The 15493-nt window shown below is 66.3% G+C and carries 16 protein-coding genes; 3 read left to right on the forward strand and 13 right to left on the reverse strand.

All coding sequences use genetic code 11. The annotated features are described in order from the left end of the window. Positions 1-12: 12 nt before the first annotated feature. The 7 genes from nuoF to ADE01S_RS00765 all read right to left on the reverse strand — a co-directional run bounded on the left by nuoF (position 13) and on the right by ADE01S_RS00765 (position 6161). Positions 13-1380, reverse strand: a complete 1368-nt coding sequence (gene nuoF / locus ADE01S_RS00735; RefSeq protein WP_062679544.1) for an NADH-quinone oxidoreductase subunit NuoF — start codon at positions 1378-1380, stop codon at positions 13-15. After that, complete coding sequence (gene nuoE / locus ADE01S_RS00740) at positions 1377-1871, reverse strand: NADH-quinone oxidoreductase subunit NuoE (RefSeq protein WP_043543414.1); 495 nt, start codon at positions 1869-1871, stop codon at positions 1377-1379. The genes nuoF and nuoE overlap by 4 nt, the downstream gene beginning before the upstream one ends. 47 nt (positions 1872-1918) lie before the next feature. After that, positions 1919-3175 carry an NADH-quinone oxidoreductase subunit D gene (locus ADE01S_RS00745; protein WP_062679545.1) on the reverse strand — a complete coding sequence of 419 codons (1257 nt, stop codon included), beginning with the start codon at positions 3173-3175 and terminating at the stop codon, positions 1919-1921. Between the two features lie 3 nt (positions 3176-3178). Then, positions 3179-3805, reverse strand: coding sequence for an NADH-quinone oxidoreductase subunit C (locus ADE01S_RS00750; protein WP_062679546.1), 627 nt, complete (start codon positions 3803-3805; stop codon positions 3179-3181). A 75-nt stretch (positions 3806-3880) separates the two neighbouring features. Beyond that, positions 3881-4357 carry a NuoB/complex I 20 kDa subunit family protein gene (locus ADE01S_RS00755; protein ID WP_006217960.1) on the reverse strand — a complete coding sequence of 159 codons (477 nt, stop codon included), beginning with the start codon at positions 4355-4357 and terminating at the stop codon, positions 3881-3883. Positions 4358-4396: 39 nt separating this feature from the next. Then, positions 4397-4756 (reverse strand): NADH-quinone oxidoreductase subunit A, encoded by a 360-nt coding sequence (locus ADE01S_RS00760; protein ID WP_006217959.1) that lies wholly within the window; start codon positions 4754-4756, stop codon positions 4397-4399. Between the two features lie 289 nt (positions 4757-5045). Next, positions 5046-6161 (reverse strand): porin, encoded by a 1116-nt coding sequence (locus tag ADE01S_RS00765; RefSeq protein WP_062679547.1) that lies wholly within the window; start codon positions 6159-6161, stop codon positions 5046-5048. Between the two features lie 469 nt (positions 6162-6630). On the opposite strand from ADE01S_RS00765, the gene ADE01S_RS00770 reads away from it, so the two are divergent. From ADE01S_RS00770 to ADE01S_RS00780, 3 genes are read left to right on the forward strand one after another with little or no spacing between them, the layout of a single operon-like run. Beyond that, positions 6631-7245 carry a TetR/AcrR family transcriptional regulator gene (locus tag ADE01S_RS00770; RefSeq protein WP_062679548.1) on the forward strand — a complete coding sequence of 205 codons (615 nt, stop codon included), beginning with the start codon at positions 6631-6633 and terminating at the stop codon, positions 7243-7245. Further along, complete coding sequence (locus ADE01S_RS00775; protein WP_062679549.1) at positions 7242-7685, forward strand: PaaI family thioesterase; 444 nt, start codon at positions 7242-7244, stop codon at positions 7683-7685. Before ADE01S_RS00770 ends, ADE01S_RS00775 begins: the two co-directional genes overlap by 4 nt. Further along, positions 7682-8119, forward strand: coding sequence for an NAD(P)-binding domain-containing protein (locus ADE01S_RS00780; RefSeq protein WP_062679550.1), 438 nt, complete (start codon positions 7682-7684; stop codon positions 8117-8119). The genes ADE01S_RS00775 and ADE01S_RS00780 overlap by 4 nt, the downstream gene beginning before the upstream one ends. Here the strand turns inward: ADE01S_RS00780 and ADE01S_RS00785 are convergent. The 6 genes from ADE01S_RS00785 to ADE01S_RS00810 all read right to left on the reverse strand — a co-directional run bounded on the left by ADE01S_RS00785 (position 8090) and on the right by ADE01S_RS00810 (position 15405). Then, positions 8090-8857 (reverse strand): phosphatase PAP2 family protein, encoded by a 768-nt coding sequence (locus ADE01S_RS00785; RefSeq protein WP_062679551.1) that lies wholly within the window; start codon positions 8855-8857, stop codon positions 8090-8092. The genes ADE01S_RS00780 and ADE01S_RS00785 overlap by 30 nt on opposite strands. A gap of 39 nt (positions 8858-8896) precedes the next feature. Next, a complete protein-coding gene (locus ADE01S_RS00790) occupies positions 8897-9676 on the reverse strand; it encodes a metallophosphoesterase family protein (RefSeq protein WP_062679552.1) in 780 nt (259 codons plus the stop codon). Beyond that, on the reverse strand, positions 9673-10647 hold the full coding sequence (locus tag ADE01S_RS00795) for a diacylglycerol/lipid kinase family protein (RefSeq protein WP_062679553.1): 975 nt from the start codon (positions 10645-10647) through the stop codon (positions 9673-9675). The genes ADE01S_RS00790 and ADE01S_RS00795 overlap by 4 nt, the downstream gene beginning before the upstream one ends. 64 nt (positions 10648-10711) lie before the next feature. Then, complete coding sequence (locus ADE01S_RS00800) at positions 10712-12511, reverse strand: gamma-glutamyltransferase family protein (RefSeq protein WP_062679554.1); 1800 nt, start codon at positions 12509-12511, stop codon at positions 10712-10714. Positions 12512-12788: 277 nt separating this feature from the next. Beyond that, positions 12789-14291 carry an ABC transporter substrate-binding protein gene (locus tag ADE01S_RS00805; protein ID WP_062679555.1) on the reverse strand — a complete coding sequence of 501 codons (1503 nt, stop codon included), beginning with the start codon at positions 14289-14291 and terminating at the stop codon, positions 12789-12791. 217 nt (positions 14292-14508) lie between these two features. After that, entirely contained in the window at positions 14509-15405 is an 897-nt protein-coding gene (locus tag ADE01S_RS00810) for a LysR family transcriptional regulator (RefSeq protein ID WP_062679556.1), read from the reverse strand. Between the last annotated feature and the right edge of the window lie 88 nt (positions 15406-15493).

Consider the following 15493-nt stretch of genomic DNA (forward strand, 5'->3'; position numbering starts at 1 on the left):
TGTTCCTGAGACCTACAGATATTGCGGGACCACACAAGACTTGTGCTCGATGTGGTGCGCGAATTCGTCGCGAAAATGCTTGAGGAAGCCACGGACGGGCATGGCGGCGGCGTCACCCAGGGCGCAGATGGTGCGGCCCATGATGTTGCTTGCCACGTTGTCCAGGAGGTCCAGATCTTCCGGACGGCCCTGGCCGTTCTCGATGCGGTGCACCATGCGGTAGAGCCAGCCGGTGCCTTCGCGGCACGGCGTGCACTGGCCGCAGCTTTCTTCGAAATAGAAGTACGACAGGCGCAAGAGCGATTTCACCATGCAGCGCGTCTCGTCCATGACGATCACGGCGCCGGAACCCAGCATGGAACCCGCCTTGGCGATGGAGTCATAGTCCATCGTGGTTTCCATCATGATGTCGGCCGGCAGCACCGGGGCGCTGGACCCGCCGGGGATCACGGCCTTCAGCTTCTTGCCGCCGCGCATGCCGCCCGCCAGTTCCAGCAGGGTCGAGAACGGGGTGCCGAGCGGGATCTCGTAGTTGCCGGGACGCTCGACGTCGCCGGTGATCGAGAACAGCTTGGTGCCGCCGTTGTTGGGCTTGCCGACTTCCAGGTAGGCCTGGCCGCTGTTGCGGATGATCCACGGCACGGCCGCGAACGTTTCGGTGTTGTTGATCGTGGTGGGCTTGCCGTACAGGCCGAAGCTGGCCGGGAACGGCGGCTTGAAGCGCGGCTGGCCCTTCTTGCCTTCCAGCGACTCCAGCAGCGCGGTTTCCTCGCCGCAGATGTACGCGCCATAGCCATGGAACGCGTGCAGCTGGAAGCTGAAATCCGAACCCAGGATCTTGTCGCCCAGGAAGCCGGCGGCGCGCGCCTCTTCCAGCGCTTCCTCGAAGCGCTCGTAGACTTCGAAGATTTCGCCGTGGATGTAGTTGTAGCCGGCGCTGATGCCCATGGCGTAGGCGGCGATCGCCATGCCTTCAATCACGATGTGCGGATTGAAGCGCAGGATGTCGCGGTCCTTGAACGTGCCCGGCTCGCCTTCGTCGGAGTTGCAGACCAGGTACTTCTGGCCCGGGAAGGCGCGCGGCATGAAGCTCCACTTCAGGCCGGTGGGGAAGCCCGCGCCGCCGCGGCCGCGCAGGCCCGAGGCCTTGACTTCGGCGATCACGTCTTCCGGCTTCATGCCGGTGGTCAGGATCTTCTTCAGGGCCTCGTAGCCGCCGCGCTTGACGTAGTCGGCCAGGCGCCAGTTGGCGCCGTCGACGTCGGCCATGATCTGCGGCTGGATGTGCCGGCCGTGCAGGCACATCGAATTGGACAGGTCGTTCAGCGGGTTGGGGTCCAGCCCCTGCGCGAACTGCTTGTACAGGTCCGGCGCGTTCATGCCGACTCTCCTTGCGCCTTGAGGGCCGCGACCAGCGCGTCCAGCTTTTCTTCGGTCATGCGCACGCACATATGCTTGTTGTTCACGATCAGCACGGGCGAATCGCCGCAAGCGCCCATGCACTCGCCTTCCACCAGCGTGAACTGGCCGTCGGCGGTGGTTTCGCGGTAATCGACACCCAGCTTGCGCTTGAGGTAGTCGCCGGCGCGCTCGCCATCGCGCAAGGCACAGGGCAAGTTCGTGCAGACGGCGATCTTGTTCTTGCCGACGGGCTTGACGTCGAACATGTTGTAGAACGTGGCGACTTCCTGGACCGCGATGGGCGGAACGCCAATGTAGTTGGCCACATCTTCGATGATTTCGGTAGCCAACCAGCCCTTCTCTTCTTGCGCGATGGCAAGCGAGGCCATGATGGCGGACTGCCGCTGGTCGGCCGGGAACTTCGCGAGTTCTCGGTCGATTTTCTGGTAGGCCTGTTCGGAAAGCAGCATAGTTTGAATCCGGGTTATGCGGGCGTGCTCGTGACTGTCTGGGCGGATCAGCGGTCGATCTCGCCGAAAACGATGTCCTGCGTGCCAATGATGGTGACGGCGTCGGCAATCATGTGACCGCGCGACATTTCATCCAGCGCTTGCAGGTGGACAAAGCCGGGGGCCCGAATCTTCAGGCGGTAAGGCTTGTTGGCGCCGTCGGACACCGCGTAGATGCCGAATTCGCCCTTGGGGTGTTCCACCGAGGCGTACGCTTCACCGGGAGGAACGTGGAAACCTTCGGTGAAGAGCTTGAAGTGATGGATCAGCTCTTCCATGTTGGTCTTCATGGCGGTGCGCTTGGGCGGTGCGATCTTGTGGTTCTCGATCATGACCGGGCCCGGGTTGTTGCGCAGCCATTCCACGCACTGGCGGATGATGCGGTTGCTTTCACGCATTTCGGCGACACGGACCAGGTAGCGGTCGTAGCAATCGCCGTTGACACCCACGGGGATGTCGAAATCGAGCAGGTCGTAGACTTCGTAGGGCTGCGTCTTGCGCAGGTCCCAGGCCACGCCCGAACCGCGCAGCATCGGGCCGGTGAAGCCCAGCGCCTTGGCGCGATCGGGATCGACCACGCCGATACCCACTAGGCGCTGCTTCCAGATGCGGTTGTCGGTCAGCAGCGTTTCGTATTCGTCCACGCAGCCGGGGAAGCGGTTGGTGAAGTCTTCGATGAAGTCCAGCAGCGAACCCGAGCGCGCGTCGTTCATGACGCGCACTTCCTTGTCGCCGCGGTACTTGCTGGTTTCGCCGTACTGGGGCATCGAATCCGGCAGGTCGCGGTAGACGCCGCCCGGACGGTAGTAGGCCGCGTGCATGCGCGCGCCCGAGACGGCTTCGTAGCAGTCCATCAGGTCTTCGCGTTCGCGGAAGGCATACAGGAACACCGCCATGGCGCCCACGTCCAGCGCGTGCGAACCCAGCGACATCAGGTGGTTCAGCAGACGGGTGATTTCGTCGAACATCACCCGGATGTACTGGGCGCGCAGCGGGGCTTCGACGCCCAGCAGCTTTTCGATGGCCATGACGTAGGCGTGCTCGTTGCACATCATGGACACGTAGTCCAGGCGGTCCATGTAGGGCAGCGCCTGGATGTAGGTCTTGTGCTCGGCCAGTTTTTCGGTGGCGCGGTGCAGCAGGCCGATGTGTGGGTCGGCGCGTTGGATCACTTCGCCGTCGAGCTCAAGCACCAGGCGCAGCACACCGTGCGCGGCCGGGTGCTGGGGACCGAAGTTGAGCGTGTAGTTCTTGATTTCTGCCATGATTTAACGCCCCAAGCCGTAGGAGTCTTCGCGGACCACGCGCGGGGTGATCTCGCGCGGATCGATCGTGACCGGCTGGTAGATGACGCGGCGTTGTTCGGGGTCGTAGCGCATTTCGACGGTGCCGGACAACGGGAAGTCCTTGCGGAACGGGTGGCCGATGAAGCCGTAATCGGTCAGGATGCGGCGCAGGTCCGGGTGGCCTTCGAAGACGATGCCGTACAGGTCGAAGGCTTCGCGTTCGAACCAGCCCACGGACGGCCAGCACTCCATCAGCGAGGCGATCACGGGGAACTCGTCGTCCTCGGCCCAGGTGCGCACGCGCAGGCGCCAGTTGTTCTCGATGGACAACAGGTGCGCAACCACGGCGAAACGCGCGCGATGGATCTTGACGTTCGTTTCCTCGGGCATCTGGCGGGTGCCGTTGCCCCACGTCAGGTAGTCGACGCCGCAGAGGTCGATACAGGTTTCAAAGCGCAGGCCGGCTTCGGTGCGCAGCTTGTTGCAGACCGAGAACCACTGCTGCGCGGGCACTTCGAGCGTCAGCTCGCCCAGCGCCTCGGTCAGCGCGATATCCGCGCCGAGGGTGGTCTGCAAATTGTTTTTCAGGGTTTCGAGCCTGGTCATCATCTTGTACGCTTAGGTGAACCGATACGCTGGCTTCGCGGGGCCGGCGGCAGGGTCTGCCGCGGGGCGGGCGAAGGATCAGCGCGCAATCGTGTTGGTCAGGCGGATCTTGTTCTGCATTTGCAGCAAGCCGTAGACCAGCGCCTCGGCCGTGGGCGGGCAGCCTGGCACGTAGACGTCTACCGGTACGATGCGATCGCAGCCACGGACCACCGAATACGAGTAGTGGTAGTAGCCGCCACCGTTGGCACAGGAGCCCATGGACACCACCCAGCGCGGCTCGGGCATCTGGTCGTAGACCTTGCGCAGCGCCGGCGCCATCTTGTTGCACAGCGTGCCGGCGACGATCATCAGATCGGACTGGCGCGGGCTGGGCCGGAAGATGATCCCGAACTGGTCCAGGTCATAGCGGGCCGCGCCCGCGTGCATCATCTCGACCGCGCAACAGGCCAGACCGAAGGTCATGGGCCACATGGAGCCGGTCTTCGCCCAGTTGAGGAACTTGTCCGCGCTGGTTGTGATGAACCCTTGCTTGAGAATGCCGTCTATAGCCATATTCGTCTCTGATAGCGTGCTGTGTAGGAAGCCTGCGGCTTATTCCCAGTCCAGCGCGCCCTTTTTCCATTCGTAGATGAAGCCGACGGTCAGCACGGCCAGGAAAACCATGACCGTCCAGAAGCCGACGAGCCCGACCGTGCCCTGGGCAATGGCCCACGGGAACAGGAACGCGATTTCGAGGTCGAAAAGAATGAACAGAATCGCCACCAGGTAGTAGCGCACGTCAAACTTCATGCGAGCGTCTTCGAAAGCTTCGAAGCCGCATTCGTACGGCGAGAGCTTCTCGGCGTACGGACGCCGCGGACCAAGGAGGGAGCCGGCCGTTAGAAGCGCGAACCCGATAAGGGTGGCCACTACGATAAACAGCAGGACGGGGAAATACTGTTGCAGGTTCATTCAGGCGTCCGTCAAATGCGCAAACCTTAGGATTGTAGCATTCGCGCGGTTACTTCTGGCTGAACTCTGTAGCCCGAACAGCAGGTGAAAGACTGCATTCCTCAAATGGAACAGTCGGGTCTTCCCGGACAACGCGGCAAGCTTACAACACTCCGCGCAACCCTGCGTGAAAAACGCGAAAAAACCGCTCGCGGAACGAAAAAAACCACCCCGAAGGGTGGCTTCATACGAACGGGCCGAAGCCCGTTCGCACGCTTGAATCCAGGCAGGGCTTGCACCCTGCTTTGGATTAGAAGCGGTGGCGGATACCGACGCCGACGGCGGTCGACTTGACGTCGTCGATGAAGGCGTAGTTCTTGGCGTACGAACCGTAGGCGTACAGGTTGGTGCGCTTGGACAGGTCGTAGGTGTAGCCCAGCGAGAAGACGTTCATCGTCTCGTCAGCACCCGGAGCCGTGTTCAGGCGATCGTTGCTCGGGTCAACCATCTGCCACGAACCGAACAGCTTGCTGGCGCCGCCGATGGGGGCCGACAGGCCGACCATGTACGAGTTGGCCTTGAAGCCGTCAGCGAAGATGTTGTTGCCGAAGTTGATGTTGCCGGCCGGACCGGAAACGCCTTGGCCGCCGAACCAGCCGTCGGTCGTGCGAGCGTAGGCCAACGACAGCTTGACCACTTCGAAGTCGTACGAAGCGCCCAGAGCGTACATACGCGGGGTGGCGTCGACTTCCGTTTGCGTCAGGTTGTTCGAAGCGTTCAGCTGATCATACGAGAAAGCGATGTTCAGCGGGCCGTTGACGTAGCGCAGACCGGTGGTGATCGCGCGGGTGTTGTCGGCGGTGCGCCAGCCGGTTTGACGGGCGTTTTGGTCGTCGGCGTTGAACGAGTAGCCCAGGCCGAACTGGAAGCCGCTGAACGACGGGGTTTGGTACAGGACCATGTTGTCGTAGCGGACGGTGTTCGCTGCGCTCAGCGAAACGCCGATGTTAGCTTGACCGAAGCCAGCGCCGAACGGGTCGATCGAGCCGAAGTACTTCGACGAGATGTTGGTTTGGCGACCGAAGTCCAGTTGACCCCAGCTGTCGGAGGCCAGACCGATCGTGGCTTGACGGCCGAACAGGCGGCTGTTTTGGCCCGACTTGCCGTTGCCCGAATCAAAGCCCGATTCCAGTTGGAAAACAGCGCGCAGGCCGTCACCCAGATCTTCCGAACCACGCAGACCCCAGCGCGAACCGTTCTGCACGCCGTTGATCATGCCGATGCGGCTGCCGTCGAAGCCGTTGCCCTTGACCTTGTTGTAACCGATACCCGTGTCGATGATGCCGTACAGGGTGACAGACGTTTCTGCCTGGGCGACACCGGCAAAACCGGCGAGCAGGGCGGCAGCGAGCAGAGTCTTTTTCATTTAAGAAATCTCCGTTGATTTGAGTGACAAGAGCAGCAATCCAGCAAACCAGCCTGCCGCCCCCCTAACTCCGCGAAGGGAAGTTGACGCTATTGCATCAAAAATCAGGGGGGATGGCTACGGTCGGCATCAGAAAAGTGCAGGTTTGCGACAGGCCTGTTGGGATATTGCAACATCACACGGAGGGGCTGGCGATCCCGCTAGGGCTTACCCTTACAAAACTAGGCAAGGTCCTATTCATGCGACTTTCAGCCCTGCCCCTAATTTTTTGAGCCTTTGGGGCGCCTGCCGCTTCGGCGGATTTCCGGTCCGCATGCCCTGATTTCGGGCGCTGCCCGCGCCACCTTCCGGCCCTCCCCGCGTTTCGATTCCGCGCAAGTCCAGCGGGCGCCGCGCGCCAGACTGATAACATTGTTATTAATAAAAATCACCGATATGATCGAGTGCATCGCATCCCTGTCCTGGCGCCATGCCCTCACCTTCCCCCCGCACCGGCCGCAATGAACGCCTGAACGCGCTGCGCCGCCAGCTCATCCTCGATGCCGCCCAGCGCGTGTTCGAGCGCGACGGCCTGGAAAAGACGACGATCCGCGCGATCGCCAAGGAAGCCGGCTGCACCACCGGCGCCATCTACCCCTGGTTCGCGGGCAAGGAAACCATTTATGGCGCGCTGCTCGAAGCTTCCCTGCAGCGGCTGCACGCCCACCTGAGCAATGCCGCCCACACCGGCGATCCCCGGGCCGCCGCGCGCAACGCCATCCACGCCTTCTTCGGCTATTACGCGGAGCGCCGCACCGATTTCTCGCTGGGCATGTACCTGTTCCAGGGCCTGGGCCCGCGCGGACTGGGCCGCGAGATGGACGAGCGGCTCAATGCCCGCCTGCGCGAGTGCGTCGACCTGCTGGGCCTGGCGCTGGCGCGGACCAAGTCCTGGGAAGCCGCCCTGGTCGAGGTGGAACAGATGAATCTCTTCACCTACCTGATGGGCCTGTTGCTGCTGCAGCACACCCATCGCCTGAAATCCCTGGGCCAGCGCGCGGACGCGCTGCTGGACGCCTATTGCCTCGCCCTGGAAGAACGATGACCGCAACCGACCTGGACACCCGGACCGACGCCCCGCTGATCAGCCTGGCTGATTTTCATATCCTGCTGGCGGACCAGCATCCGTTTTCGCTGCTGCTCGGCATCGACGTGCTGCGCATCGGCCACGGCACCGCGCGCGCCGTGCTGCCCGCGCGCGACGCCCACCAGCGCCTGGGCGGCATCGTCGCCGGGCCGATGCTGATGGGCCTGGCCGACCTGACCATGTATGCGGCGGTCGTCGGCGCCACCGGCCAGGCGCACGCCGTGACGGCCAGCCTGACGATCAATTTCCTGCGCAAGAGCCCGGCCGGCGCGATCTACGCCGATGCCCGGCTGCTCAAGGTGGGGCGGCTGTCCGCCGGGGAAGTCATCCTGACCGGCGAAGGCTCGGACGAGCCCCTGGCCCATATCGTGAGCACCTGGTCGGTGCCCAAGCCATGAACCTGCGAGTCAGTATCGTCGGCATGGGAAGGACCGGCACGCAGGCCGCCCGGCGCCTGCTGGAGGCCGAGCCGGACATCGCGCTGACCCTCTTCGACATCGAACCCGACCGTTGCGAGGACTTCCGCGGCAGCGCCACGCTCGCCACGTCCGCGCGCGAGGCGCTGGAAGAATCGGACACCATCGTGCTGGCGCTGCCGCGCGAGCGCGAGATCGACCGCACCCTGGAGCGCTTCAGCGACGGCAACGTGACGGCGCCGGTCGCGGGCAAGCTGATCGTGGACCTGGAGCCTCCGGCCGCCGAGCGCGCGCGCCGGCTGGACCAGGCTATCGTGGCGGCGGGCGGGCGCTACACCTGCGCGCCCCTTCCGGCAGCCGCGGCGGCCGGCGGCGCGGAAGCGCGCCTATTGCGGGCGCTGGGGCTCGTCGCCTGAGACGCGCCAGCGCCGAGCCACCGCGACGCACACCGCCAGCCAGCCCAGGCTGACGGCGAAACCCGCGGCCACGTCGCTGGCGAAATGGACCTGCAGCAGGATGCGGCTGAGTCCGATCGCCATGACGAGCGCAGCCAGCGTCGCGACGGCCGGCAGCCGCCACGCCGGCGGCGCCAGCTTCCATAATAGATAGCAGGCCGTGCCGTAGACGGCCATGGCGGCCGACGAGTGGCCGCTGGGGAAACTCCAGCCCACCGCGGTGGCATAGCCGTGGTCGTGATCGGGGCGCACCCGCTCGAAACTGTGCTTGAGCAACCAGTTGAGCGCTCCCCCCAACCCGGTGGCGACGGCGCAGAATACCGCCAGCCGCCATTGCCGGCCCCAGAGCAGGAACAGCGTCATCAGCACGGCGATGATCGTGAGGAAGGTCCGGTCGCCCAGGTAGGTGAACCAGGACAGCAGCCACAGGAGCGGCATCGACATGGACATGCTCAGCGCCGCGGCCAGGGCCCGGTCGAACGCCACCACCGCGCCCGGGCGCCCGACCGCGTAGGCCAGGACGAAGAAGAGCGCGAACGAAGCGCAGGTGCCCAGCGCGAAACACGCGGCGCGGCGACGGGGGGACCAGCGCAGGCAGCCGCGCGCGAACAGCAAGGCTCCCGCGCCGCTCAGGAACGGCAGCGCGATGAACAGCAGCAAGGCGTGGTCCGCGGCCCACGCCGCGTAGACGTCGGTCATTTGCAGGCGCCCATGAGGAATTTCACGCCCCCGCCCACGCTACAGCGCGACCAGCGTCTTGTCGACCGGGGCGAACGCATGCGTCCCGACGGCGTAGTCCCAACGCTCGACATGGCAGCCGTCCTCTCCGCAGGCAATGACGTTGACCGAGTTGGGAACGTTGCCGCGCACCCGGCGCGAGCAGGCCGTGCCGGCCTGGACGACCCAGCCCTTGGCCGGCGCCGCCGGATCCAGCGGCAACACGTAGGGCAGATGGATGTGGCCGCCCAGGACCAGGTCGACCCCGGCCTGGGTCCAGGCCTGCAGCGCCTGTTCGCGCCCGATCAGCAGATTGGACAGGTCGGACTCCACCTTGGCCCGCACCGGGTGGTGCGCGACCACGATGCGCAATTGCCCCGGCCGGGCCTGGCGCAGGCGCTGGGCGACGCGGGCGACCTGCCCGCCCGAGATTTCGCCGTCCTTGCGGCGGCGCGGCCGCGTGGTGTTCACGCCGATGGCCAGCAGGCCGTCGTTCTCGAACACCGGCTCCAGCACGGCGCCCAGCGCGCGTTTGTAGTTGCCGTAGGGATTGAGCGCGCGCGCGAATACGTTGAACAGCGGGATATCGTGGTTGCCCGGCACGGCCAGCACCGGCAGCGACAGGCGCTCGATGAACTTGCGGGCGGCGGCGAACTGGCCGCGCCGCGCGCGCTGGGTGATGTCGCCGCTGAGCACGACCAGGTCCGGCGCGAGCGTGCGGGCCAGGTCCAGCGCGGCTTCGACCACGGGTTTGCGTTCCGTGCCGAAGTGCGTGTCGGAGATATGCAGAATGCGCGTCATGAACGGTCCAGATATTGCGGGTCCGCCGGCACCACCAGCGGCAGCCGTTCGGCGGCCACCTTGAATTCCAGCGGGGTGTCCATCCAGGATATCTCGCCGTCCATCGCCACCTTGACCCGTCGGCGTCCGCGCACGCCCACGGTCAGGCGGTCGAAGGCGAAGCTGACGACATGCTCGGCGTCGCCCAGCCGGCTGGCCAGGCCGCGCAGCAGCAGGCCGTACAGCGCCAGGGTGCCGACCGGCCTTGCGGCCATGGCGATCAGCCGGCCATGGCCGAGCTCTTCGGAGGGGATGCCGACGTGTTCCAGCTGGAGCTTGTTGTTGCCAACCACCAGGGTGGGCGACCGCAGGGTGCGGGCCTTGCCCTCGTAATCGAGCATCAGGCTAAGCTGGCGCGGCGCGCGCAGCAGCGTGACCAGGCCCGACCACAGCGCGACCAGGCGGCTGCGGCCGTACTTCTGTTTGTAGGCCTCGCGGTCTTCGAGCAGCTGGGGATAGAGGCCCAGGCTGGCATTCACCAGGAACAGCCGGCCATTGAGCTGGCCGACCTGCACCGGCCTGGGCTGGCCTTGCAGAAAGCCGCGCAAGGCCGTTTCCGTGTCCTGGGAAATGCCGTAGCTGCGGCCGAAGTAATTGAAGGTGCCCTGGGGCAGGATGCCGAAAGGCACGCCCTGGCCCAGTACCGTGCCGGCCACCGCGTTGAGCGTGCCATCGCCGCCCGCCGCGATGACGACGCCCTGCTCCTCCTGCGCGCGCCGGACCGCGGCCCGGGCCGATTCGACCAGCCGCGACGGATCTTCCACGGGGATCAGTTCGTAGCGCCTTCCGGCTTCGTCGAGAATGCGGCGGACGGTGTCCTGCAGTGTTTGCGCGTCGCCGCGCCCCGATCCGGTATTGAGGACGATGAAAAGCGGTTCTTGCCCCGTCAGGGACCGGGCCCCTGCCGAGGGGGGCTGCTGGGATGGCGTCATGGGTCAAACATACCCCATGCCGGCAAAGCCCCGCAACACGCCCCCCGGGCCGGCTTGCGACGGATCAGCGGCCGATCGCGTAGGCCTGCATCAGGCGCGGCGTGGCGGCCGCATGCAGCAGCCCGTCGGCGTCGCGCGATGCGGCGGTCAGGCGGCCCACCGACCATTCCGGCACTTCTTCGATATGGTGGCCGCGCTGGCGCAGCGCCTCGATGACCTCCAGCCCGAAGCTGGCCTCCACCGCCAGATGCCCCGGCTTGCGGTCCCGCGGATAGAAGGACGTGGGGAAATGCATGGTGTGGGACATGGGCAGGTCGATCGCCTCCTGCAGGTTCAGCCCGTGATGCACATGGCGCAGGAAGAACAGCAGTTGCCACTGCTCCTGCTGGTCGCCGCCGGGCGTGCCGAAGGCCAGATAGGGCTTGCCGTCCCGCAGCGCCAGGGACGGCGTGAGCGTGGTGCGCGGACGCTTGCCCGGCGCCAGCGTGCCGGGCAGCCCTTCTTCCAGCCAGAACATCTGCGCGCGCGTGTTCAGCCCGAAGCCCAGTTCGGGGATGACGGGCGAGGACTGGAACCAGCCGCCCGAGGGCGTGGCCGAAATCATGTTGCCCCAGCGGTCGACGACGTCAACGTGGGTGGTGTCGCCCCGCTTGGCGGACGCGCGCATGTCGGCCATCGTGGGCTCGTTGGTGGCGCTGCCGGGCGCGGAGACCGGCGACAGGCGTTGCAGCGTGTCCATGACGCGCGCGACCTGCGCCTCGAAGCCGGGCACCTGCCCGGGCAGCAGGTCCTGCGAGGCGGCGGCGCCGATCAGCGCGCGACGCTCATCGTTGTAGGCGTCGGACAGCAGGTGCGCCAGCGGCACGTCGACGAAGGCCGGGTCGCCGTAATAGGCTTCGCGGTCGGCGAAGGCCAGCTTCATGGCTTCCGTGACCCGGTGCACGAATTCCGCGCTGGTCGGGCCGACGCCCGCCAGGTCCATTTTCTTGAGCAGCGCCAGGGTCTGCAGGAAGACCGGCCCCTGGCTCCACGGGCCGGCCTTGGCCACGGTGTAGCCGTGATAGTCGTAGGTGACCGGCTTGTCGTAGCTGGCCGACCAGCCCGCCAGGTCGTCCGCGGTAATGATGCCGCGGTGCGCCGAGCCGCTCTCGTCCATGACCTCGGTGTTGCGCGCGTAGCGGTCGATTTCCTCGGCCACGAAGCCGCGGTAGAACGCGTCGCGGGCCGCCTCGATCTGGCGGTCGCGGTCGGCGCCCGCGTCTTCCGCCTGCTTCAGCACGCGGGTCCAGGTGCGGGCCAGCGCCGGGTTGCGGAACAGCTTGCGGGCTTCCGGGACCTTGCCTCCCGGCACGTACACCTGGGCGGTCGTGGGCCAATGGGTCTCGAAAAAGTCCTTCAGGCCGGCGATGGTGTTGGAGATGCGCGGCATCAGCGCGTGGCCGTGCTCCGCGTAATAGATAGCGGGTTCGAGCACGTCGCGCACGCGCATCGTGCCGTGGTCGCGCAGCAGCAGCATCCAGGCGTCGAAGGCGCCCGGGATGACCGTGGCCAGCAGGCCGTTGCCGGGGATGAGCTTCAACCCCTCGGCGCGGTATCGCTCCAGCGTGGCGGCGGCGGGCGTCGTGCCCTGGCCGCACAGGACCTCGACGCGGCCAGTGCGGGCGGAGTAGAACACCGCGGGCACTTCACCGGCCGGGCCCACAAGATGGGGCTCAACCACCTGCAGCACGAAAGCCGAAGCAACGCAGGCGTCAAACGCATTGCCGCCGCGCTCCAGGAGCGACATGCCGGCCGCGCTGGCCAGCCAATGGGTGGAGGTCACGACACCGAAGGTGCCGAGAATTTCAGGGCGAGTCGTGAACATGGCTCACCCCCTGCCCGCTGCGCGGGCCCCCTGAAGGGGGCGACGCCTGCGGACCGGCGAAGCCGGACCCGTGGCGTCCCCAATGGGACGCCCTACGCAGGGGCTGTTGTTGTTCACTTGCGCATGCAGCGCGCTGGATGGCATATCCACGTTCTACCTCACAAAAGATGTCCGACACCAGGAAGGACCGCGATAGAGAGACGAAGTGCCTGGCACCCCGCCGAGGCGGACGTCAATCCGCGACGGCGTTCCCCGAGTGCCTGACACCGTGCCTGATTTATTTTTTCGCGACGGTTACGCCCTTGAGCCGGATGAGGCCGTCGGGATAAGGCACGAAGCCTTCCAGCTTCTTCTGCACGCCGAAGGTCCACGGCAGGTAGAACAGGTAGACGATGGGGCGCTGGTCCTGCATGGCCGTCAGCACCTGGTCATACATCGCCCGGCGCTTGGCCTCGTCGGATTCGCCCCGGGCGTCGTTGAGCAGCTTGTCCACGGCGGGGTCGCAGAACTTGCCGTCGTTCAGGTTGCCCTTGCAGCTGACGTACTGGTGGATGTTGCCGCTGGGGTCGACCCGGCCGGACCAGCCGCTCTGGCCCACCTGGAAATCGCCGCGCGCGAGCGACGATTGCAGCGAGGCGAATTCCACCGGACGCAGGGTGATGTCGAAGCCCGCCTCGGCGCCCATGGCCTGCACCAGCTCGAACACCTGCTGCATGGTCGTGTTGTTGCCGAAGGTGATCTCGAACTTGACGCGGTCGAAGCCGGCTTCCTTCAGCAGGGCCTGCGCCTTCTTGGGATCGCGGCCCTTGTGCTCGAAGGCGGTGTTGTAGGCGAAGCTGGCCGGCGGGAACGGCTGGTAGGCCGGCTGGAACATGCCTTCGCCCACCACCTGGTTCAGCACGTCGCGGTCGATGGCCAGATCCAGCGCCTGGCGCACGCGCTTGTCCTTGGCCAGCGGATTGTCGGCGCGCGCGCCGTTGGCGAGGTTGACCGAAATCGACTGGAAGCCCAGGCCCGTCACCGGCGCCAGGCGCAGGTTCTTGTCGTCCTTGACGGCCTTGGCGTCGCTCGGCGCCACGCGCTCGATGATGTCCAGGTCGCCCGCGCGCAGGTTGTTCAGGCGCACGGTGGTGTCGGGAATGGGGGTGAAGACGAGGCGGTCGAAGTGGTAATTGGCCGCATCCCAGTATTTGGGAAACTTCTCAAGCACGATGCGATCGTTCTGCACGCGCTCCTTGAATTGGTAGGGGCCCGAGCACACGGGCTTGCCGCCCGGATCCTTGTCGAAGGTGGCGGGCGACATCATCATCCCGGCGCGGTCCGACAGCTGCGACAGCAGCGAGGCATCGGGTTCGGACAGGTTCAGCACGACGGTTTCGGCGTCCGGCGCCTCCACGCTGGCGACCGTGGCCAGTTCGCTCTTGCGGTTGCTGTCGGCCTGGGTGCGGGCGCGGTCCAGGTTGGCCTTGACGGCGGCGGCGTTCACCGGCGTGCCGTCATGGAACACGGCGTCCGTGCGCAACTTGAACGTCAGGACCTTGTTGTCGGGGCTGATGGTCCAGGATTGCGCCAGTTGCGGCACGATCTTGAGGTCCGGCGTGATGTCCACCAGTTTGTCGCACAGCGAGGCAAAGACGATGCGGCCGACGAAAGTGCGGGCCCGGACCGGGTCCAGCACGTCGGGGTCGTCCTGGAGGCCGATACGCAGGGTGGACTGGGCTTGCGCCAATCCGCTGGCCAGCATTCCCGCCATGGCCATGGCGAGGCAAAGTTTACGCATGAATATCTCCGTCGATTCAGGTCGGCCTGCTTCCCCGCGCGCCGCCGGCACGCCGCCCGGCATGGAGGAACAGACCCGAGTCGTGCCGCAGCGCCGGGCCCATCCCCGTCGCGCACGTTCTTGTTGGATTCTGCGCCAGGCGCGCGGCGATTGTATAGAGCGGCAGCTGTCGGACGGCTAAATATCTCCGGGCGGCGGCCGCCTTGCGGACGGCCGCTCAGGGAATCCGGCAGGGCGCCGAGAAGTCCACGGCGGCCTGGACCTCGTCGCGCAGCTTGCCGACCAGCGGCCGGTTGTCGTCGCGACGGTACTGGAAGGAGTACGGCAAGGCCGCCAGCGCGGGATCGCAATCCAGCACGCGCAGGCTGCCCTCGGCCTGCAGCGTCCGAGCCCAATGGCTGGGCAGCAGCCCGACGCCGGTGCCCTCGATCAGGAGGCCGACCACCGCGCCCCAGTTGTTGCAGCACAGGCGCTCGCCGCCGGCATCGCGGCCCGCGATCCAGTCGTCGATGATGCGCGTGGTGCCCGCCCCCGCCGGCAGCGTCACCAGCGGCAGCCGTTCCAGCAGCGCGGGGGCCATGCGGGTGGCGCCGTCCAGCACGGCGGGCGAAGCGGCCCACGAAAAGCCGGCCTGCCCGATGGGCACGGACGCGATGCCAGGCCGCGACGAGCGGCCCGCGATAACCGCGAAATCCAGTTCGCCGTCGGCCACGCGCTGCTCCAGCACCTGGCCGATGTCCACATAAGGTTCCAGCACCAGGTCCGGGTAGGCGGCGCGCACGCCCCGGATCAGGCGGGGCAGCCAGGTCAGCGCGGTCAGTTCGCCCACGCCGAAGCGGCAGCGCCCGCGCAGCCCCGGGCTTTCGGCCAGCGAGGCCCGCACCCGCTCGGCGGCGGCCAGCAGTTCGCGGGCCTGGGGCAGCAGGCGCTGGCCCGCGTCGGTCAGGACGGCCTTGTGTCCGCTGCGGTCGAACAGCGGCTGGCCCAGGGCGTCCTCAAGCTCGGTGATGCGCTTGGACAGCGACGAGACTGACAGGTGCAGGCGCTCGGCCGCCACGGCGAAACTGACGCAGGTGGCGGCCCAGTAGAAGGCTTCGAGTTGCTTGAGGGTCATGCCGAGATTGTAGGGGCGCCCGGCTGAGGGGCGCCCGGCATAGGGGCGCCCGGCCGAGGGGCGGCCCGCATGAGGATCGGCGGTTCGC

It is taken from the genome of Achromobacter denitrificans NBRC 15125, assembly GCF_001571365.1.
GTDB lineage: Bacteria > Pseudomonadota > Gammaproteobacteria > Burkholderiales > Burkholderiaceae_B > Achromobacter > Achromobacter denitrificans.